The sequence below is a fragment of the Streptomyces kebangsaanensis genome, from assembly GCF_001906585.1.
In the GTDB taxonomy this organism is placed as follows: domain Bacteria; phylum Actinomycetota; class Actinomycetes; order Streptomycetales; family Streptomycetaceae; genus Streptomyces; species Streptomyces kebangsaanensis.
The window spans coordinates 19,089-38,567 of the sequence record NZ_JUJA01000079.1 but is presented as its reverse complement, the minus strand read 5'-3'; the positions used below and the strand labels follow the sequence as shown (position 1 = coordinate 38,567).

The window sequence follows — 19,479 nt, the reverse complement described above, 5'->3', positions numbered from 1 at the left end:
CTGGAGCAGCTGGAGCAGGACTGTGCCGGTCTGAAGGCGGACGCGGGGCATGTCCGGGACACCGGGCAGGCCGTGCACACCGGGTTCCAGGGCCTGTCGGCGTACTACTCCGCGCCGGAGGCGGAGCAGCTGTTCGCGACGACGCGGCCGGTCAAGGACCGGGCGGACGGTTTCGCGGACCAGCTGGAGACGGTCTCGTCGGCGCTGTCGGCGTACGCGACGGAGGTCCGCCCGCTGGCGGACAAGCTGAAGGAGCTCAAGGCCCGGGCGACGACGTTCGTCGACTCCGTCAAGGACGACGAGAAGTGGGAGTACGACGGGGACAAGGTCGAGGCGCACAACGCGCTGCGGGACGAGATCACGGCCACGGTGGCGGCGTTCTGGGCGGCGGAGCGCACCTGCCACAACAAGATCGTCGCGCTGGTGCCGGGCGGCACGCCGGTGGTGGCCGGCGACGGCTCGGACCGCAAGGACCAGTACGGGTTCACGGCCGAGGACATGAAGGACGCCCAGCTTCCCTGGGGCGACCCGGTGGAGGAGCGGCACCACTGGTACGAGGTGGGGCACTGGACGAAGTCGTTCGTGTGGGACGGTCTGATCGTCGACGGGGTGTGGGGGACGATCAAGGGTCTGGGCACGCTGGTGGGGGTGGACGGCTGGGAGGCGGCGGGGCAGGCGTGGAAGGGCCTGGGCCAGCTGGCCACCGGCCTGGTGCTGACGGCGGTGCCGGTGGTGGGGGCGGCGTTCTGGCTGCTGCCGGACGACAAGCTGCCGTCCTGGGTGCGGGACTCGCGCACGGCGATGAAGGAGACGGGCAAGGCGCTGGTGGCGTGGGACGAGTGGGGCAAGAACCCCGCCCGCGCGGCCGGGGCGGTCACCTTCAACGTGCTGACCACGGTCTTCACCGGCGGCGCGGGCGGTGCGGCCGCGGGGGCGGGCAAGGCGGGCGCGGCGGCCAAGGTGCTGTCGGCGGCGGGCAAGGCGGGCCGGGCCCTCGACCCGATGACCTACGTCGCCAAGGGCGCCGGCGCGGGCCTGTCGAAGGTCGGCGACATCAGCAAGGCCCTGAAGGGCATCGGCACCATCGACATCCCCAAGCTGCCGGACAACGCGATCGTCCTGCCCGAGGGCACGGTGAAACTCGCCGACGGCACGGTCCACCTGCCCGAGGGGACGGCGCTCCCGGCGGGCGCGACGAAACTGCCGGGCGGCACGGTCCAACTGCCGCACGCCACCCCCGCGTTCCCCGAGGGCACGACCAGGCTCCCGTCCATGGACGGCTCGCCGGCCCAGTACCTGGACCCGCACGGCAACCTCCTCGACCACGAGGGCAACGTCGTCCAGCACGCGAACGAGGCCCCCAGGGAGCTGGCCTCGGGCGCGGACGTGCCCCGCGTGGACTCTCCGGTCAGGGAACCGGCCCTGGTCGGCGCGGGCGCCCACACCGCCGAACAGGCCGGGCAGCACATCCGCCTGGGCGACAGCCTGGACACCAGCCTCGGCGACGTCGGCCGCACCGCGGACACGGCGGCAGTGCACGCCGGAGGCGGGAACGTCCCCACCGTCCACGCCGGCGGCGACGGCCTGACCGGCGGCAGGGTGGGCGACAGCATCCCCGTCGGCCGGGCGGGTGACAATCTGCCGACCAACAGCCTCGACACCCACGCCCCTGCAGGAGTCCCGGGCAACGCGGTGCCCGGCGCCGGGACAACCGATCATCTTCCCGGCGGCCACGCCGACGACCTCGGCCGCGGCCCGACGGGCAGCCACGACCTGCCCGGCGGCAGCGCCGCCGACACGCTGCCCCGCGCCGGCGGCCCGACGGGCAGCGGACTGGACGAGCTCGGCCATGTCGGCGACGAGGCCGCCGGAGCCGGGGACAACGCCGCGGCCAGGCCGGAGGGCAGTACACCCGCGCAGGACGCGGAAGCCGCCCGGCCCAGCTTCATGCGGGACGGCGACAACCCGTACGGGCCCAAGGACTCGCTCACACCGGAGCAGGTCCACGAGATCCAGATCTACCGCGCCAACCACGAATCCGGGTACTTCGAGGACTTCTACAAGTCCAACGGCAACCGGAAGAGCTTGGAGCTCGTTGACGAGAGCGGAACGACACCTCCCCAGCTGACCCGGGAGTCGCCCCAGCACCCATGGATTTCGGTCAAGGACGCGCCGGAGCCGCTCAAGCCGCACTATCTCGGCGATGAAATCAAGCAGGGGCGGGGAACCGCCAGTCCCGAGGCCCTCAAGACACTCGACGAGGCTGCGGCCAACCGCCATCACGCAATCGGCTACGACACGGCAGCCGGAAAACACAAGGCCGAAGCCGTCGAGGTGCACAAGCACAATCCCACGCCCGAGACCGAGCTGAACCAGCTTGAGCGCACCTATGAATACAAGTCCGCGCACCGCGACATGCTGGATCACGCGGAGGCGTACGGCGAGAACATCGCCGAGCACCACGTCATCCCGGAGCACTATCCGAACGCCACCCGGGAGCCCTTGGACGGTCCGCTGAACGGCAACGACCAGTTCGACCAGGTCTGGCGGCGCGAGGACGGCGGCTTCGTGGTCGTGGAAGCCAAAAGCAATGTCACCACGGAGCTGGGCGCTCGCAATCTCCCGGACGGAAAGCGGGTTTCGCAGGGAACAAGGGAGTATTTCCTCGACATCATCCGTGAAATGGAAAAGCGAGGAAAGCGCAACGAAGCAGAGGCCGAACTCGCAGAAAAACTCATGGATGCCCTGGATGAAGGAAAATTGGACTATATCGTCGTCAAGGGAGAGCGGAACGCGGGCGAGTACGCTGGCTACCGCATGAGGCAGTTCGACATTTCCGACAGGAGCACTCCGTGAGCGTCACCATCCCACGCCATAGTTCTCCCGGTCCCGACGACGAGCGCTACGCGGAGCGGCTCGGCCGGAGCGTGATCAAGGGCGTACAGCGGCTCGAACGGTCTCCCGGTTCGCTCGACATGGCGCTCGGCACCGCGCTTCTCCATCTTCAGGCCCGCTGTGCCGTCGACCCACGGGCCGCGAGGCTGGAGACCTGGGAAGCGGTGGTCACCGCGATGCAGCTCCACTCCGCGATCTTCGCAGTGACGGGCGCCACGGAGGGGACGGTACAGTGCCGCATCGCGCATGAGGTGCGCACCATCCCGGCCATCGGCCCCCGCTCGTACGCGGATGCGGGAAACTGGCTCACCGCCTTCTGGCTGGCCGTGATCTGCCGCGACCAGAAGCGCCTGACCGAGCTGTGCGAGGTTCCGCTGGACCGTCTGCGCTCACCCGAAGGAGCCTACGACGAGTACGTCTACCACTGGGTGGCCGCCCTTCAGGCGTACTGGCTGCAGCGGCCGGGACTGGTGGAGGAACTGACCGCAGCACTTCAGGGCTCACATCCCGATACCGCGACCATCGCTCCTCGTGATCTCCTGCAGCACATCTTGTATCCGCCGATCAACCTCTTCTACCGATTCCTGCGCCAGGATGTCTCCGGCTTCAACCAGGCCCTGACCGAAACCGTGGAACTGCACAAGGCGTACTGGACGGCCGACGAGGACAGGACTGACGACCCCTCGGGCATGGTCGCCCTCGCTCCCTTGGCCATCGCCTGCCTCGCCCACGACGGCGACATCCCGATCGAAGTCGAGACCGACTACCTCCCCAAACATCTCCTCCAACGCGGCTGGCTCGGCGAGTTCGAGATCTGATCCTGCCTGCTTCCCGCTGAACAAAGTCCGACAAGTCTCCGAAGAGCCCAGAGGCTCCGACGGCCTCTGGGCTCAGACGGTGCGGTGCCTACGCGGTGGCCAGCTCGCACCATACGACCTTCCCCCGGTTGCCCTCCCTCGCCAGCGGCTGCCACCCCCACAGGTCGGCGCAGGCCCGGACCAACGCCAGTCCGCGGCCCTCCTCCAGGTCGGTGATCTGTTCCAAGGGCGCGGGCGGCTCCGGCGGTTCGGGGTCGGCGTCCCACGCGCCGATCCGCAAGACGCCGGCGGACCACCGTACGCGCAGGGCGGCGGGCCCCTTGGTGTGGCGTACGGCGTTGGAGACCAGCTCGGTCGCGAGGAGTTCGGCGGTGTCGCCCAGGCGGACCAAGCCGTGCATGGTGAGGATCAGGCGCAGGGTGCGGCGGCTGACGGTGACGGCGCGGGGGTCGTTCGGGATGTACAGGCAGTACTCCCAGGGGTCGGTGGCGTTTTCGGGCATGCGTCAGCTCCGGTGGCGTGGTCGGTGGTGGAGGGGCGCGGTCGGCCGGGCAGTGGCATTGCCGCAGCCGTCATGGCAGGACGGAGCGGTGCGCTTCCGGTGCCCCGGAGTTCCGCAGTGTGTGCGTCGCGCCACTGACGGTAGACATTAGTTTTAACCCGGAGCAAGCCGATCGCGTAATCTGGCACCCGAACGAGTCACGTTGTCAGGCGTGTTGGACGAGGAGCAGTCGATGGGCACCAGGCGCGAACCGACAGCGCGACAGTTGCGTCTCGCGGTCGAACTGCGCAGGATGCGGGATGCCGCAGGTCTCAGTGCCCGCGAGGCAGCAGCGATGCTCGGTGTGAACTCCGTCCAGATCAGCCAGATCGAGTCCGGCACCACGGGCGTGAGCGAGGAGCGGCTGCGCAGACTTGCCGCCCATTACGCGTGTACGGACGATGCGTTCGTCGACGCCCTGGCGGCGATGGCGACCGATCGGACACGCGGCTGGTGGGAGGAGTACCGAGGGCAACTACCCACTTCATTCCTGGATTTGTCCGAGCTGGAGTACCACGCCACCTACCGATGGGATGTCGACTTCCTGCACATCCCGGGCCTTCTTCAGACCGAGGACTACGCGCGAGCGCTCTTTTCCTGCCGGGTCCCTCAACCGCCCTGCAACGAGCTTGAGTTGCGCGTCCGTCATCGAATGCAGCGGCGCGTCATCATCGAAGGGGCGTCGCCCATCCCGTACGAAGCACTGATCCACGAGGCAGCGCTTCGCATCAGAGTCGGTGGCCGCGCCGCCTCACGGGCTCAGCTTGCCCGAATCCTGGAGCTCTCGGAAGCAGACCGTGTCACCGTACGTGTCATCCCCTTCGAGTTGGATGACTTCGCCGACGTCACGGCCGCCATGGTGTACGCGGGCGGCGCCGTCCCCCGGCTGGACACCGTGGTACGCGACGGCCCGCACGGCTCCCTCTTCATCGACTCCGAGGCTCAGCTCAGCGTCTTCCGAACACTCTTCCGTAGAGTGGAGGCCGTGTCGCTCGAACCCCAGCGGTCACGCGACCTCATCCACAGGCTGGCGAAAGATCTGTGAGGCATCCCGATGACCACCCCTGACAACTGGCGGAAGTCCTCCTACTCCGGCAGCGGCGACGGCAACGCCTGCGTGGAAATCGCCAACTCGCCCACCCACACGGCCATCCGCGACTCAAAGGCCCCGGCCAGGGCCACCCTCACCTTCCCGGCCGGGGCCTTCACCGCCTTCATCGAAGCCCTCAAGAACGATGCATACTCGGTGACCGGCTCCGGCTGATCCCCTCTCGCGCCGATCACCAAAGATGCGAAGCGGGGTGTCGCGGAACCGCCGCTGTTGTCAGTGGCGCCCCGCACAATGGCCCGCATGATCCAGACGCTTCCGCTGGCCCTGCCGGGTGCTCTTGTGGACACCCATCGCATAGACCTCACCATGCTCTATTCCAAGGGATGGGGCGTGGGGACCGACGACGTCGTGGTCGCCCCCAACGGGGACGTGTACGCGCTGTATCACGCGCATCGGTACACCTGGAACGTCGCCGAGGACGAGCAGGACCCGGCACTGGCCAACTTCGGGTACCGGATCATCACCCGGTACTCCGCGGACGGAGAAGTACTGGCGAGCGCCCTGTGCTGTCCCACCTACGGGGACGAGACCGCCTCGGCCGTGGCCGACGGCAACGACATGACCCTGTGCGTGCTGCCGGACGGCACTCTTTCCGTCACCGCCCGCCCGGACTGCACCACCCTGATCGCACCGGATCTGAGCCGTGTGCTCGCCACGTACGACTCGAACGCCTACCGCCCCTTCGAGGAGTCCACGCCGGGTGACGGCTTCGCCGGGTCGATCGGCGTCACGCCCTCCGGACGCCTGCTGTGCTCCGTTTCCGAGCGCGGGGTCTGGAAGTACGGCAGCCCCCTCACCAACATCGTCGGCGTCGCCGACGGTGCCCTGACCCCCGGCAACCGGCCCGTGATCGAGGCGATCGCCTCGCTCGATCCCGAGCCCGCCCGCCACAGCGACAACGATCTGAAGACCCACGTCCACCACCGGGGCAGGCCGGTCGGCCGGGACCACCGCCCCCGCCCGGCCCTGACCGAGCTGGTCGCCGGCGAGGACCGCCTGTCGGGGTGGCGCGACTCACGGCTCGGCCGCCCCGTACCCCTGGCCGACGACCTGTTCGTCGTTCCCGCCTTCGCCAAGACCTTCCGTGGCGGCAGCCGCGGACAGCCGTTCCTGTTCGCCCTCGTCAACGACCAGGGAGAGATGACCGGACGCCTGCGCGGCCTGGACGCTTACCGCGACAGCCCCTTCACCGGCTTCTGCTTCACCCTCGCCTCCGACCCTCGTCGCGGCCGGGTCTTCCACCTCAACCGCTACGGCCTCTACGCCTGGAACAAGACCGGTGTCCTGCGCGCCGGGCTGGACACCGCGGCCAAGGCATTCAAACCGCTGGCCCACTTCACCCTCACCGCCTGCTCACCCGAAGGCGACCTGTTGCTGGTCCACCGCAAACAGCACCTGGTCCTGCGTGTTCCCGCCCCCGACGACCTCTCCGATCTCGCAGCGGTCATGGAGGAAGCCCTGCGCACCTATGCCAGGCAGCGCACGGCCCTCAAGAAGAAGTGGGGGCCCGTCAACTGGCACTGGGTCGACGCCTCGGCCCCGGTCCACCGCCTCTAGAACAGGCTCAGCAGCGCCTCCGCCGGGTCCGTGAGGACGTTCTCGCCGTCCGGGAGCGGGAGTTCGAACCACACCGTCTTGCCGTGTGTGGTCCGGCGGGAGCCCCAGGCCGCGCTGAGGAGGCCGACGAGTTGGAGGCCGCGGCCGCCCTCGTCGGTGTCGCGGGCCCGGCGGCGGCGCGGCTGGACGAGGCCGGAGTCCCAGACCTCGCAGACCAGGGTGCGGTCGAGCAGGAGGCGGAGTCTGATCTCGCCCTCGCCGTAGCGCAGGGCGTTGGTGACCAGTTCACTGACGAGGAGTTCGGTGGTGTCGATCAGCGGCTCCAGGTCCCAGGCGGTCAGCTGGGCGCGGGCGTACTCGCGGGCGCGGCCGACGCTGCGGGGCTCGCGGGGCAGGGTCCAGTCGCCGACGGACTCGGCGGGCAGGCCCTGGACGCGGGCCATCAGCAGCGCGATGTCGTCCTCGCGGTGGTGGGAGTCGAGGGTGTTGAGGACGTTGTCGCACACGTCCTCCAGGGGGCGGGACGGGTCCGTGAGGGCGCCGACGAAGGCCTGCAGGCCCTCGTCCAGGGGGTGGGCGCGGGATTCGACCAGGCCGTCCGTGTAGAGGGCGAGAAGCGCGCCCTCGGGGAGTTCGACCTCCACCTCCTCGAAGGGTTCGCCGCCGACGCCGAGCGGCATCCCGGGCGGTACGTCCAGCATCAGGGCGGACTCGCCGGGTTCGACCAGGACCGGGGGCAGGTGGCCCGCGTTGGCGAAGGTGCAGCGGCGGGTGACCGAGTCGTAGACGGCGTAGATGCACGTCGCCAGGTACACCTCGGAGAGGTCGGCCTCGCGGGGGCGGCGGGCCGCGCGGGTGGCCTGCTGGACGCCGCCGGGGGCGCCCAGGCCGCGGGCGATCTCGTCCAGCTGGGAGAGGACTTCGGCGGGTTCGAGGTCCAGCAGGGCCAGGGTGCGTACCGCCGTGCGCAGTTCGCCCATGGCGACGGCCGCGCGCAGGCCGCGGCCCATGACGTCGCCGACGACCAGCGCGGTGCGGTGGCCGGGGAGTTCGATGACGTCGAACCAGTCGCCGCCGACCTCGCTGGGCCGGCCGTTGGCCGCGCTGCCGGGCAGGTAGCGGCAGGCGATGTCGAGGCCGGAGGCCTCGGGGTCGCCGGGCGGGAGCAGGGAGCGCTGCAGTATCAGCGCGCGTTCGTGCTCGCGCCGGTACAGGCGGGCGTTGTCGATGTTCACGGCGGCGCGCGCGGCGAGTTCCACGGCGAGGTCGCGGTCGCGTTGGCCGAACGGTTCGCTGCCCTTGGCCCGGGAGAACTGCGCGAGTCCCACGACGGTGTCCTGGGCGACCATCGGAACGGCCAGCGTGGACTGCACCAGGCCGCCGTCCTCGCCGGGCACGGTCACCGGGCGGGCGGTGCGCAGGGCGTCCGCGCAGGGCGAGTTGAAGGGGTAGTGGTGGACGGCGCCGAGTTCGACGGGCTCCCCCGTACCGCTGAGCGGCGCCTCGGAGACGGCGCTGGCGAAGGCGACGCGGCGCAGTGCGGCGCTGCCGTCGGCGAGTCCGGGCGGGGTCTCGTCTCCGGCCAGCAGGCCCTGGTAGAGGTCGACGGTGGCCAGGTCGCAGAAGCCGGGGACCACGACGTCGAGGAGTTGACGCGCGGTGGTCTCCAGGTCGAGGGAGTTGCCGATGCGGGCGCCGGCGTCGTTGAGAAGGGCGAGATTGCGTCGCGCCGCGGCGGCCTCGCGGGCGGCGGCGCGGCGGGCGGTGATGTCGGTTCCGAGCCAGGCGATGCCGATGGGGCGGCCGCTTCCGCTGTGCACGCGGTAGAGGTTGACGGACCAGTGGCGGCGCTCGTCCGAGCCGGGCGCGAAACCGGTGACGTGCAGGTCGGTGACGGCCTCGCCGCTGTCCAGCACCCGGCGCAGGGTGGCGGCGACCCGCTCGGCCTCGCCGCGCGGCAGGTAGTCGTGGACGCCCTTGCCGCGGTGGTCGTCCGGCCTGCCGCCGAAGATGGACGCGAACCGCTCGTTGGCGCGACGGACCTTCAGGTCGCTGTCGATGAGCAGGAAACCGAAGGGGGATTGACCGAAAATCGCCTGCGAGGCGGCGAGGTCGGTCTCGATACGCCGTAGGGTGCGGACGTCGACGACGATGCACACGGCGGCCTTGTCGCCCTCGGCCGTCCGCGTGGGCATCACGTAGACCTCGGCGATCCCCTCCTCGCCGCGCCGTCCGGCCTCTCCGTCCGGGACCCGGAAGGGGACCACGCCGGTCCACTCCCGCCCGTCGAGGATCTCGGTCATCTTGCGCCGGCTCTGTTCGCGCAGGTCGGGGTCGACGAATGCCTCGATGGGGTCCATTCCGACGACGCGTTCGGCGGGGATGCCGAAGAGCTGCTCGGCGCGCAGGCTCCACTGGTCGACGAGGCCGTCGGGGCCGATGGAGAAGGAGGCGACCTTGATGTAGTCGTACATCGAGCCGGGCGGGCTGCTCTGCCACATCGCGTCCGTGGGCGGCATCGCGTCCGTGGGCGGCGCCCCGTCACCGCTGCCGCCACCCGCGGACTTCGTCCTCGCGCCGTCCGACGGGTCCTCGGACTCCGTGGCCTTCGCTGGTATCTCGCTCACGCGAACCGTCCCCTCCAGCTCACCGCGTCCGGCACCGGTCACCGGGGGCGGCTGCCCGCAGTATCCAGCACTACGGCGCCGCGCAACACGGTGTTCACGATCACAGGACCATCCCGATGCTTTTCGGTCCGGCCTGCGACAACACCAACAGTCTTCTAACCAGGCAGGACCCCGCCGAACCCCGCTCGCACACAACTGTCACCGGCCGGCTGCGGACGCTCGACAGCGCCGTCGGACGTGTACAACCCGAAATACGGCCCGAATACGGCCCGGTGCCGCCCGGTTCACCCCGGCACCGCGAGTTCGAACCAGACCGTTTTTCCGGTGCTGTCCGGCCGGGTGCCCCAGCGGCGGGAGGTGGAGGCGACCAGCTGCAGGCCGCGCCCGCTCTCGTCGTCGGGGCGGGCCGGTTGCTCGCGGGGAAGGCCGGGCAGCGGGTCGGAGACCTCGACCAGCAGCACCCCGGGCAGGCCCTCGGGGCGCAGCAGCCGGACGCCGATGGGGCCGGCGGCGTGCTGGAGGGAGTTGGTGACCAGTTCGCTCACCAGCAAGGACGCGGTGTCGCCGAGCGATTCGAGGTGCCAGTCGCGCAACTGGCCGCGGACGGCGGCGCGGGCCGTGCGCACCGCGCCGGGATCCGCGGGAAAGGTCCACTCGGCGCAGTGCCCGTCGGTGTCGATCACTCCGATCACTTCCCCGGCCGGTGAACCCACCCGTGTCCGGTTTCACGGGCTTAGTGGGCACATACCCGGTATCCGGGTGCCGGTACCGTCCCCGCCCGCACGCCGACGCGCCCTGGTGCGCCCCTACGCCTTCCGTGCCACACGGACTTTGACGTCCGCTCGGGGCTCACCTCACGCCCGCGGTCCGGTGGCGAGGCGGGCGAGGACCTGCCNNGGGCACGTCCTGCTCCAGCCAGGGAACGGACCAGATCTCGGCCGGCGCGAGCCAGCGCAGCTCGTCATGGTCCTGCAGCGGCTCGGGCACGGCGGACCCGGGCCGCAGTCGCGCGGTCCACACCCGCAGCTCGTACGGCGCCCTCAGCGGCCAGCTGCCCGGAACCCGCTCGACGACCTCGGCCTCGACACCCAGCTCCTCGCGCAGCTCACGCACGAGGGCGTCCTCGGGACGCTCGCCGGGCTCCACCTTGCCGCCGGGCAGCTCCCAGCGTCCGGCCAGCTCGGGGGGCGCGCTGCGGCGGGCGGCGAGCAGGCGGTCGCCGTCGAGCAGGGCGGCGCCCACCACCACGATCCGTTCGGTCATGCGCCGGAGCCTACGGGAGCGGGCCGGGAGCGCGTGAAGGGGTCAGCCGTCGCCGCCGCTCCGGCCGACGCGCTCGACCCAGTACAGCTGGGTGCCCGGGCCGTCGAGGCTGTCCGCGATCTTCTGGGCCTCGGCGCGGGTGGCGTACCGGCCCACGCTGTACCGATTGCCGTTGTCGTCCTGGCGGACGACGTGCCAGGGAAGAGTGATCGTGCTGTCGTTCATCGCGTCCCGCTTCTCCTTCCCGCCCCTGCGCGCCCGGCCTCCGGCCCCCGCCGTGCCCCGCCCGTTGAGGAAACCGCAATCCGCATATGCCCGAGCCTACGCCCAACCTTCACGCAGCGAATACGGCTTTTCACAAAGAGGTGGGCAACCGGCCAGTAAGGGGATCGTCCCTCTGGGGCGCACGGAGGCGAACGCGCCCTGTGAGCGACCCGGCACGTCCGCTCGAAGGCATACCGCGGCCGCGGGGCGACCTGCGAAAACGGCTGGAATGCGGCGCCCGCGCGGAGCGGCGGGAGGGCGGGCCCGTGCGGGGATGCCCAGGGGGCGCGCACCACCCCGGGGCCGGCGCACCGGCGGGAACGCCGACCCCGCCGCCCCGCCTACCTCACCGGCAGGTGGTACGCCACCCGGTAGCGGTCGGCGGGGACCACGACGTCCGCCGTCTCCACGGGGCGGCCGGAGGCGTAGAAGGTGCGCTGGACGACCATCACCACATGGCCGGGGACGCCGCCGAGGACGAGCAGTTCCTCGGCGAGACCGGGGCGGGCGCCGACCTCCTCGGTGACGTTGTCGACGATGACGTCGATGGCGCGCATGCGCTCGACGACGCCCATGCCGCCGAGCGGGCCCTCCTCGGGGAGCATCACAGGGGTGCGGCCGGTGAGGACGAGCGGCTCCCAGGAGGTGGAGATCATCATCGCCTCGCCGGCGTCCCGGAACACGTACCTGGTGCGCATCACGCGGTCGCCGGGCTTGATGCCGAGCCGCTCGGCGATCGCACCGCCCGCCTCGGCCCGCACGCTGCTCGACTCCCAGGTGCCGCGCGCCTCGGCCGCCGCCTGCTCCTGCCGGAACGGGGTCGCGCCGCCGGCCTGCCGGAAGCCGGAGCGGGCGATGCGGCGCGGCACGGGCCGCTCGCGCACGTACGTCCCCGAGCCGGAGCGGCCCTCGACCAGGCCCTCGGCCATCAGCACCTTGCGGGCCTCGAGGGCGACCGTGTCCGAGACGCCGTACTCCTCGCGGATCCTGGCCTGGGAGGGCAGACGGGTGTGCGGCGGCAGCAGACCGTCGACGATCTTCTTGCGGAGATCACCCGCGACACGCAGATACGCCGGCTGCTCACCGAAAGTCACTGGCCGCTCCCATCAGGTTGTACAGACAGCAACAGCGTGGCAACCGTGGGTTGTACTTGCAAGCAAAGGCCAGAGAATCACTCGATGTGATGACGCCCGGAGGCCGAGCACCGCACCCAGGCACTTTCTTCCCACCCGGACCGCCGCCACACCTCCGCACCGATCGGCGGGCGGACGACCCGCCCCAGAACCTTGCGCGGGGTGACGGACGTGTCGTACGGCGGTCATGACGCAGCGTCGGCGAACAGCCGCCCGTACCCTGCGGACATGACACCTCTGCCGGATCGTTACTGCCCCACGGACGGCGTCCGCGTCCCCAGTGACTCCCTCGCCTGGTGCTGCCCGTCCTGCCACGGCCCCCTGGACCTCGACTTCACCCCCATCCCGGCATCCCTGAAGTCCCTCACCGGACGGGTCAACTCCCTGTGGCGGTACGCCGAGACGCTGCCGCTGCCGGCTCCCACCGTGTCCCTCGGCGAGGGCCGCACCCCGCTCGTGACGCTGACCGACGAGGTCTCGGCGAAACTGGACTTCCTGATGCCGACGCTGTCCTTCAAGGACCGGGGCGCGGTGCTGCTGGCCGAGGTCGGGCTGCGCGCCGGTCCGCGCCGGGTGGTCGCGGACAGCAGCGGCAACGCGGGCACGGCGATCGCCGCGTACTGCGCCCGCGCGCGGCTGCCGTGCACGGTGTACGTCCCGCTGGGCACGTCGGCGAAGAAGCTGGAGCAGATCGAGGCGCACGGCGCCCGGCCTGCGGTGGTCGACGGCGACCGCGAGGCGGCGGGCCGGGCCGCGCGGCGTGCGGCGGACGAGCCGGACACCTTCTACGCCTCGCACGTCTACAACCCGTACTTCCTGCACGGCACCAAGACCTACGTCCACGAACTGTGGGAGGACCTAGGCGGGCGCCTGCCGGAGGTGCTGGTCCTGCCGGTGGGCAACGGCACCCTGCTGCTGGGCGCCGCGCTGGCGATCGCCGAGCTGTACGGGGCCGGTCTGCTGGACCGGCGCCCGGCGCTGTGGGCGGTGCAGGCGGCGGCGGTCGCCCCGCTCGCCCACGCCTGGGAGCAGGGCGCGGAGGACCTGACGGGCACGACCACCACGGCCCCCACGTACGCCGAGGGCATCGCCGTTCCCCGCCCGCCCCGCGCCCGCCAGATCCTGCGCGCGGTGCGCGACTCGGGCGGCACCTTCCTGACCGTGACGGAGGACCGGATCCGCCACGCCCAGCTGGACCTCGCCTCCCGCGGCCTCTACGTCGAGTCGACGAGCGCGGTCTGCTGGGCGGCGGTCCGGGAGCGGCCCCTCGGCGGCAAGTCGGCGGTGGTGCCGCTGTGCGGGGCGGGCCTGAAGTCGGGGCTGGCCCGGCCGTAGCCGAGCCGCCCCCGCGGGACCCGCGCCCGGTGGCGCGGCCCGCCTCGGGCCCCCGTCGCGGCGCCACGCCGCCGGACGTCGGTCAGTGGAGCACCACGGTCCGCCTGCCGTGGACGATCACCCGCCCCTCGCAGTGCCAGCGCACCGCCTTGACCAGGGCGGCCCGCTCCACGTCGCGGCCGACGGCGACCAGGTCCTCGGGGGTGTGGGTGTGGTCGACGCCGATGACCTCCTGGGCGATGATCGGGCCCTCGTCGAGGTCGGCGGTGACGTAGTGGGCGGTCGCGCCGACCACCTTGACGCCGTGTTCGTACGCCTGGTGGTAGGGCTTGGCGCCCTTGAAGCTCGGCAGGAAGGAGTGGTGGATGTTGATGACCCGGCCGGCGAGCCGGGTGCACAGGTCGTCGGAGAGGACCTGCATGTAGCGGGCGAGGACGACCAGTTCGGCCTCGCGTTCCGCCACGATCTCCAGCAGCCGTTCCTCGGCGGCGGCCTTGGTGGCGGCGGTCACCGGGACGTGGAAGTACGGGATGCCGTACCAGTCGGCGAGTGCCTCGTGGTCGCGGTGGTTGGAGACGACCGCGACCACGTCGACCGGCAGGTCGCCGCTGCGGGCCCGGAAGAGCAGGTCGTTGAGGCAGTGGTCGTAGCGGGACACCATGATCAGGACGCGGCGCCGGGTGCCGGCCGGCTCCAGGCGCCAGTTCATGGCGAAGGGGGCCGCCACGGCGGCGAAGTCCCGGCGCAGGGTGTCGCCGGTGTCCTCGCCGCCGGTGGCGGAGAACCGTATCCGCATGAAGAAGTGGCCGCCGCGGCGGTCGCCGAACTGCTGGTTGTCGACGATGTCGCAGCCGTGTTCCACCAGGAACCGCGAGACCTCGTGCACGATGCCGGGGGCTTCGGGGCAGTCGAGGGTGAGGACGTGCTCCGTCGGGGGAGCCGGGGTGTCGGTCATGGTGTCAGCACTCGATCACGTTGACGGCGAGGCCGCCGCGGGCGGTCTCCTTGTACTTGACCTTCATGTCGCGGCCGGTGTCCCGCATGGTCTTGATCGCCTTGTCGAGGCTGACCTTGTGGGTGCCGTCGCCGGCCAGGGCCAGCCGCGCCGCGTTGATGGCCTTGACGCTCGCGACGGCGTTGCGTTCGATGCAGGGGATCTGCACCAGCCCGCCCACCGGGTCGCAGGTGAGGCCCAGGTTGTGCTCGATGCCGACCTCGGCCGCGTTCTCCACCTGGGCGGGGCTGCCGCCGAGCACTTCGCACAGCGCCCCCGCCGCCATGGCGCACGCGGACCCGACCTCTCCCTGGCAGCCGACCTCGGCGCCGGAGATGGAGGCGTTCTCCTTGAACAGGATGCCGATGGCGGCGGCGGTCAGCAGGAAGCGGACCACGCCGTCGTCGTCGGCGCCGGGCACGAAGCGCGCGTAGTAGTGGAGGACGGCGGGCACGATCCCGGCCGCCCCGTTGGTGGGGGCGGTCACGATACGGCCGCCCGAGGCGTTCTCCTCGTTCACGGCGAGGGCGAACAGGTTCACCCAGTCCATGCCCCGCAGCGGGTCCGTGTGGTCGGCGGCGGCGGCGTTCAGCTCGCGGAAGAGCGCCGGCGCGCGCCGGGGCACCTTCAGACCGCCCGGCAGCACGCCCTCGCGGCGGCAGCCGCGGTCGACGCACGCCCGCATGACCGCCCACAGGTCGAGCAGTCCGGCGCGCACCTCGGCCTCGGGGCGCCACGCCTGCTCGTTGGCGAGCATCACCTCGCTGATCGACAGGTTCTCGCGGGCGCAGATCTCGAGCAGTTCGGCACCCGAGCGGAACGGGAACCGCACGGGCGTGGTGTCCGCGACGACGCGGTCGGCCCCGGTGGCCTCCTCGTCGACGACGAAGCCGCCGCCGACGGAGTAGTAGGTGCGGGCGGTCAGTTCCCGCCCGTCCGCCGCCAGGGCCCGGAACGTCATGCCGTTGGGGTGGGCGGGCAGGGACTTGCGCCGGTGCAGCACCAGGTCCTTGTCGCTGTCGAAGCGGACCTGGTGCTTGCCCCCGAGCAGCAGGCTGCCGTCGGCGCGGACCTGCGCGACCCGGTCGTCGGACCGGTCGGTGTCGACGGTGGCCGGGTCCTCGCCCTCCAGGCCGAGGACCACGGCCTTGTCGGAGCCGTGTCCCCGGCCGGTGGCGCCGAGCGAGCCGTACAGCTCCGCCCGGACGCCCACCACGTCGTCCAGCAGCCCGTCCCGCTCCAGTCCCTCGACGAAGCGCCTGGCCGCCCGCATCGGCCCCACCGTGTGGGAGGAGGAGGGGCCGATGCCGACCGAGTACAGGTCGAAGACGCTGAGGGCCATCAGGGCACCTCGGGGCCCTGGTACTCGCTCATCGCGTCGATGAGCCAGCGGGCCAGGTAGTCGGCGAACGAGGACCGGGGGAAGAGCCGGTACGTCGTGTCGCCGGTCTGCCAGAGCACCACCGGGACCGGTCCGACCTGCGTGGCCACCGCCCGGCCCGGCCCGAAGGAGCGCGGGTGCAGGTCCAGGACGCAGCCCTTCTCCAGGACCCGGCGGGCCGAGGGGCCGCTCAGCTCCAGCGTGGTCCGGTTCGCCGACACGTCGACGACCGAGCCCGGGTCCCCGGCGAGCGCGTCCAGCAGCCCGGCGGCGAGCTCCGGCCCGTCGCCCTGGGACAGCACGAGCCATTCGTCGGGCCCGAGCCACACCGTGGTGTGCGGGCCGCTCTGCGCGGTCTGGCCGCAGTGGTCCGGCAGCGGTGCGCCGAGCACCGAGCCGATGCGGCCGGCCGCCGCGGAGGCGGGGTCGACGCGCAGGCTCACCATGGTGACGAAGGGCCACTCGGTCAGCGACACACCGCGCTCACCGGTGACGCCGGCGGCGCGCATCCGCTCCTCGAGGTGCGCGAGGGGGCTGCGGCGCAGCGCCGCCGGTCCCGCGTCGATCAGCTCAGCCATCTCGCTTGGTCCCTTCGGGGTCGTAGAGGACGGGTTCGGCCACCAGGACGGGCACCAGGTCGTCGCCGACCGGGGCGAGCAGGGTCTCGCCGATCCGGTTGCGCCCGTCGGCGACGAGCGCGAGGGCGAAGGGCCTGCCGAGCGCCTGGCTGTGGTAGCTGGAGGTGACGTGGCCGAGCATCGGCACCGGCCCGTCCTGCGGGGTGATGGGCACGTCCGGCGCGACGATCTGGGCGCCCTCCGGCAGCCGGGTGCTGCGGTCGGCGGGCAGCAGCCCGACCAGGTGCTTGCGGTCGGTGCGGGCGGTGTCGGGGCGGCTGAAGGAGCGCTTGCCGATGAAGTCCTTCTGCTTGGAGACCGCCCAGGCCATGCCCGCGTCGTGCGGGGTGACCGTTCCGTCGGTGTCCTGGCCGACGATGACGTAGCCCTTCTCGGCGCGCAGGACGTGCATGGTCTCGGTGCCGTAGGGGGTGATGCCGTACGGCTGTCCGGCCGCGTACACCTGCTCCCAAACGGAGAGCCCGTACCACGCGGAGACGTTGATCTCGTAGGCGAGTTCGCCGGAGAAGGAGATCCGGCAGATGCGGGCGGGGACGCCGGAGGCCAGGGTGGTCTCGCGGAACGTCATGAACGGGAACGCCTCGTTGGACAGGTCCAGGTCGGGGGCGAGTCGGGCGACGACCTCGCGGGACCTGGGGCCGACGACGGCGATCGTGCTCCACTGCTCGGTCACCGAGGTGCAGTGCACGTCGAGTTCGGGCCACTCGGTCTGCAGCCACTCCTCCAGCCAGTCCAGTACGCCGGCGGCGCCACCGGTGGTGGTGGTCATGAAGTAGCGGCCCTCGTCCAGGCGCAGGGTCACGCCGTCGTCGAAGATCATGCCGTCCGGCTTGCACATCACGCCGTAGCGGGCGGAGCCGGGCTTGAGCTTCTTGAAGGCGTTGGTGTAGACGCGGTTGAGGAACTCGCCCGCGTCCGCGCCCCAGATCTCGATCTTGCCGAGGGTGGAGGCGTCCATGACGGCGACGCCCTCGCGGGCCGCGCGGCACTCGCGGGCCACCGCGGCGTCCATGTCCTCCCCCTCCCGGGGGAAGTACCACGGCCGCTTCCACTGCCCGACGTCCTCGAACTCCGCGCCGTGGGCGACGTGCCAACTGTGGATCGACGTCATGCGCTCGGGGTCGAACAGGTCGCCGCGCTCACGTCCGGCGAGGGCGGCGAAGGCGATCGGGGTGTACGGCGCCCGGTAGGCGGTGGTGCCGATCTCGCCCGGGGAGGCGCCGTCGCCGAGGGCGGCGGCGATCACGCCGATGGCGTTGACGCCGGAGGTCTTGCCCTGGTCGTTCGCGGTGCCGAGCGAGGTGTAGCGCTTGACGTGCTCGACGCTGCGCATGCCGGCGCCGGTGGACCGCCAGACGTCGGCGACGGTGACGTCGCGCTGGTGGTCGACGAAGTGCGTGTCCCAGGTGCCGGGGCCGCCGTCGGAGCCGTCGGAGCCGTTGCCGGGTGCGGGCACCAGCCACAGCGCGCGCACCGGGGCGCGGTCGGCGGCGTCGGCGGGCGCGGCGGGGACGGGCACCGGGAACCCGGCGTCCGTGGCGGCCAGCGCACCGGCCCGCGCGCCCTCGGCGAGCGCGCCGTCGAGGTCGTACGTCCCGCGGGCAGCGCCGACGACCTGCTGGTCGCGGACCGTGCCGTCGGGCACGAAGGCGGCCAGGCCGTCGTCCCAGCGCAGCTTGCCCTGGCGCTGGCTGTGCAGGTGCACCACCGGGCTCCAGCCGCCCGAGACGGCGAGCAGGTCGCAGTCGAACGAGACGGGTTCGCCGGTGAGTTCGCCGCTGTCGTCGAGGCCCTGGACGGTGACGCCGGTGAGCCGCCCCTCGCCCGCGGTGCCGGTCACCGTGCTGCCGGTCAGCACCTTGACGCCGGTGGCCGCGGCGACCTCGGCCGCCCGCCGGGACGGCTCGGGGCGGGCGTCGACGACGGCGGCGATCTCCACGCCGGCCGCGTGCAGGTCGGCGACCGTGTCGTAGGCGCTGTCGTTGGTGGTGCTCACGACGGTGCGGGAGCCGGGTGCCACCGCGTAGCGGTTGACGTAGGAGCGGACGGCGGAGGCGAGCATCACGCCGGGGCGGTCGTTGCCGGCGAACACCAGCGGCCGCTCGTGGGCGCCGGGGGCCAGGACCACCTGGCGGGCCCGGATGTGCCACAGCCGCTGCCGCGAGACGCCCTCGGACGGGGCGGGGGCGTCGGCGCCGAGGTGGTCGGTGCGCCGCTGCAGGGCCAGGACGTAGTTGTCGTCGTAGGAGCCGAAGGCGGTGGTGCGGGGCAGGACGACGGTCTCGGGGGCCGCCTCCAGGGCCGCGCGGACCTCGGCGACCCACTCCAGGGCGGTCTGCCCGCCGACCGTCTCGGTGCGCCCGGACAGCAGCGAACCGCCGGGTTCGGGCTGGTCGTCGAGGAGGATCACCCGGGCGCCGGAGCCGGCCGCCGCGGCGGCGGCCGCGAGTCCGGCCGGGCCCGCGCCGACGACCAGGACGTCGGTGTGCACGTACTTCTTGTCGTAGACGGCGGGGTCGGGGTTCGGGTCGAGTTCGCCCATCCCGGACAGGGTGGTGGCGGACAGCCCGTCGTACAGCTCGACGGTCGTGGCGGGCAGCATGCCCTCCGTGCACGGGCCGTCGATCTGGATCAGGGCGTTGGACTCCTCCACGCCGGCGGAGACGATGCCGCGGGGGCGGCCCCGGTAGAGGGACGGTCCGACCTCGACGGCACCGTGGGCCAGCAGGGCGGAGGCGACGGTGTCACCGGGGTGGCCGGTCAGCTCGCGGCCGTCGACGGTGAACCGCAGCACGGTGTCGCGGTCGACGCGGCCGCCGTGCGGCAGACGGAATTCCTGGTCGGTCATCGGTTCCCTCCGGCCGGATCGGCGGACTGGCGAAGGTCGTTGGGCCCGGGCGGTCCGGGGATCTCGGGGCGGGG

General features: G+C 71.8%; 16 protein-coding genes. 6 read left to right on the top strand and 10 right to left on the bottom strand.

Annotated features, from left to right (window positions below):
- The coding region (locus RH94_RS38690; RefSeq protein WP_234425705.1) for a hypothetical protein at positions 1 to 2,856 on the top strand (2,856 nt) is incomplete at its 5' end.
- Complete coding sequence (locus RH94_RS11790) at positions 2,853 to 3,713, top strand: immunity 49 family protein (RefSeq protein ID WP_073947557.1); 861 nt, start codon at positions 2,853 to 2,855, stop codon at positions 3,711 to 3,713. The genes RH94_RS38690 and RH94_RS11790, both read left to right, overlap by 4 nt.
- 88 nt (positions 3,714 to 3,801) lie before the next feature.
- Here RH94_RS11790 and RH94_RS11785 read toward each other — a convergent pair whose 3' ends face one another.
- Complete coding sequence (locus RH94_RS11785) at positions 3,802 to 4,215, bottom strand: ATP-binding protein (protein ID WP_073947556.1); 414 nt, start codon at positions 4,213 to 4,215, stop codon at positions 3,802 to 3,804.
- A 232-nt stretch (positions 4,216 to 4,447) separates the two neighbouring features.
- Between RH94_RS11785 and RH94_RS11780 the strand changes: the two genes are divergently transcribed.
- From RH94_RS11780 to RH94_RS11770, 3 genes are all read left to right on the top strand, one after another.
- The gene (locus RH94_RS11780; protein ID WP_073947562.1) at positions 4,448 to 5,299 is read left to right on the top strand and encodes a helix-turn-helix domain-containing protein; all 852 of its coding nucleotides are present in this window, start codon (positions 4,448 to 4,450) and stop codon (positions 5,297 to 5,299) included.
- A 9-nt stretch (positions 5,300 to 5,308) separates the two neighbouring features.
- Positions 5,309 to 5,518, top strand: a complete 210-nt coding sequence (locus RH94_RS11775; protein ID WP_073947555.1) for a DUF397 domain-containing protein — start codon at positions 5,309 to 5,311, stop codon at positions 5,516 to 5,518.
- Positions 5,519 to 5,605: 87 nt separating this feature from the next.
- A complete protein-coding gene (locus tag RH94_RS11770) occupies positions 5,606 to 6,922 on the top strand; it encodes a hypothetical protein (protein WP_073947561.1) in 1,317 nt (438 codons plus the stop codon).
- Here RH94_RS11770 and RH94_RS11765 read toward each other — a convergent pair.
- The 5 genes from RH94_RS11765 to RH94_RS11745 all read right to left on the bottom strand — a co-directional run bounded on the left by RH94_RS11765 (position 6,919) and on the right by RH94_RS11745 (position 12,170).
- The gene (locus RH94_RS11765; RefSeq protein ID WP_073947554.1) at positions 6,919 to 9,549 is read right to left on the bottom strand and encodes a SpoIIE family protein phosphatase; all 2,631 of its coding nucleotides are present in this window, start codon (positions 9,547 to 9,549) and stop codon (positions 6,919 to 6,921) included. The genes RH94_RS11770 and RH94_RS11765 overlap by 4 nt on opposite strands.
- A gap of 284 nt (positions 9,550 to 9,833) precedes the next feature.
- Positions 9,834 to 10,262, bottom strand: a complete 429-nt coding sequence (locus RH94_RS11760) for an ATP-binding protein (protein WP_073947553.1) — start codon at positions 10,260 to 10,262, stop codon at positions 9,834 to 9,836.
- Positions 10,263 to 10,446: 184 nt separating this feature from the next.
- On the bottom strand, positions 10,447 to 10,812 hold a 366-nt coding region (locus RH94_RS11755; RefSeq protein WP_143203997.1), incomplete at its 3' end, for a (deoxy)nucleoside triphosphate pyrophosphohydrolase.
- Between the two features lie 42 nt (positions 10,813 to 10,854).
- On the bottom strand, positions 10,855 to 11,037 hold the full coding sequence (locus RH94_RS11750; RefSeq protein ID WP_073947551.1) for a hypothetical protein: 183 nt from the start codon (positions 11,035 to 11,037) through the stop codon (positions 10,855 to 10,857).
- Between the two features lie 380 nt (positions 11,038 to 11,417).
- On the bottom strand, positions 11,418 to 12,170 hold the full coding sequence (locus RH94_RS11745) for a GntR family transcriptional regulator (protein ID WP_073947550.1): 753 nt from the start codon (positions 12,168 to 12,170) through the stop codon (positions 11,418 to 11,420).
- 267 nt (positions 12,171 to 12,437) lie between these two features.
- On the opposite strand from RH94_RS11745, the gene RH94_RS11740 reads away from it, so the two are divergent.
- Complete coding sequence (locus RH94_RS11740) at positions 12,438 to 13,544, top strand: pyridoxal-phosphate dependent enzyme (protein ID WP_073947549.1); 1,107 nt, start codon at positions 12,438 to 12,440, stop codon at positions 13,542 to 13,544.
- An 82-nt stretch (positions 13,545 to 13,626) separates the two neighbouring features.
- On the opposite strand, the gene purU is transcribed toward RH94_RS11740, so the two are convergent.
- The 4 genes from purU to RH94_RS11720 are packed head-to-tail and all read right to left on the bottom strand — an operon-like array spanning position 13,627 to position 19,405.
- The gene (gene purU / locus RH94_RS11735; protein WP_073947548.1) at positions 13,627 to 14,499 is read right to left on the bottom strand and encodes a formyltetrahydrofolate deformylase; all 873 of its coding nucleotides are present in this window, start codon (positions 14,497 to 14,499) and stop codon (positions 13,627 to 13,629) included.
- Between the two features lie 4 nt (positions 14,500 to 14,503).
- The gene (locus RH94_RS11730; protein ID WP_073947547.1) at positions 14,504 to 15,880 is read right to left on the bottom strand and encodes an L-serine ammonia-lyase; all 1,377 of its coding nucleotides are present in this window, start codon (positions 15,878 to 15,880) and stop codon (positions 14,504 to 14,506) included.
- Positions 15,880 to 16,497, bottom strand: coding sequence for a sarcosine oxidase subunit gamma (locus tag RH94_RS11725; RefSeq protein WP_073947546.1), 618 nt, complete (start codon positions 16,495 to 16,497; stop codon positions 15,880 to 15,882). The genes RH94_RS11730 and RH94_RS11725 overlap by 1 nt, the downstream gene beginning before the upstream one ends.
- The gene (locus RH94_RS11720; RefSeq protein WP_073947560.1) at positions 16,490 to 19,405 is read right to left on the bottom strand and encodes a sarcosine oxidase subunit alpha family protein; all 2,916 of its coding nucleotides are present in this window, start codon (positions 19,403 to 19,405) and stop codon (positions 16,490 to 16,492) included. Before RH94_RS11720 ends, RH94_RS11725 begins: the two co-directional genes overlap by 8 nt.
- Between the last annotated feature and the right edge of the window lie 74 nt (positions 19,406 to 19,479).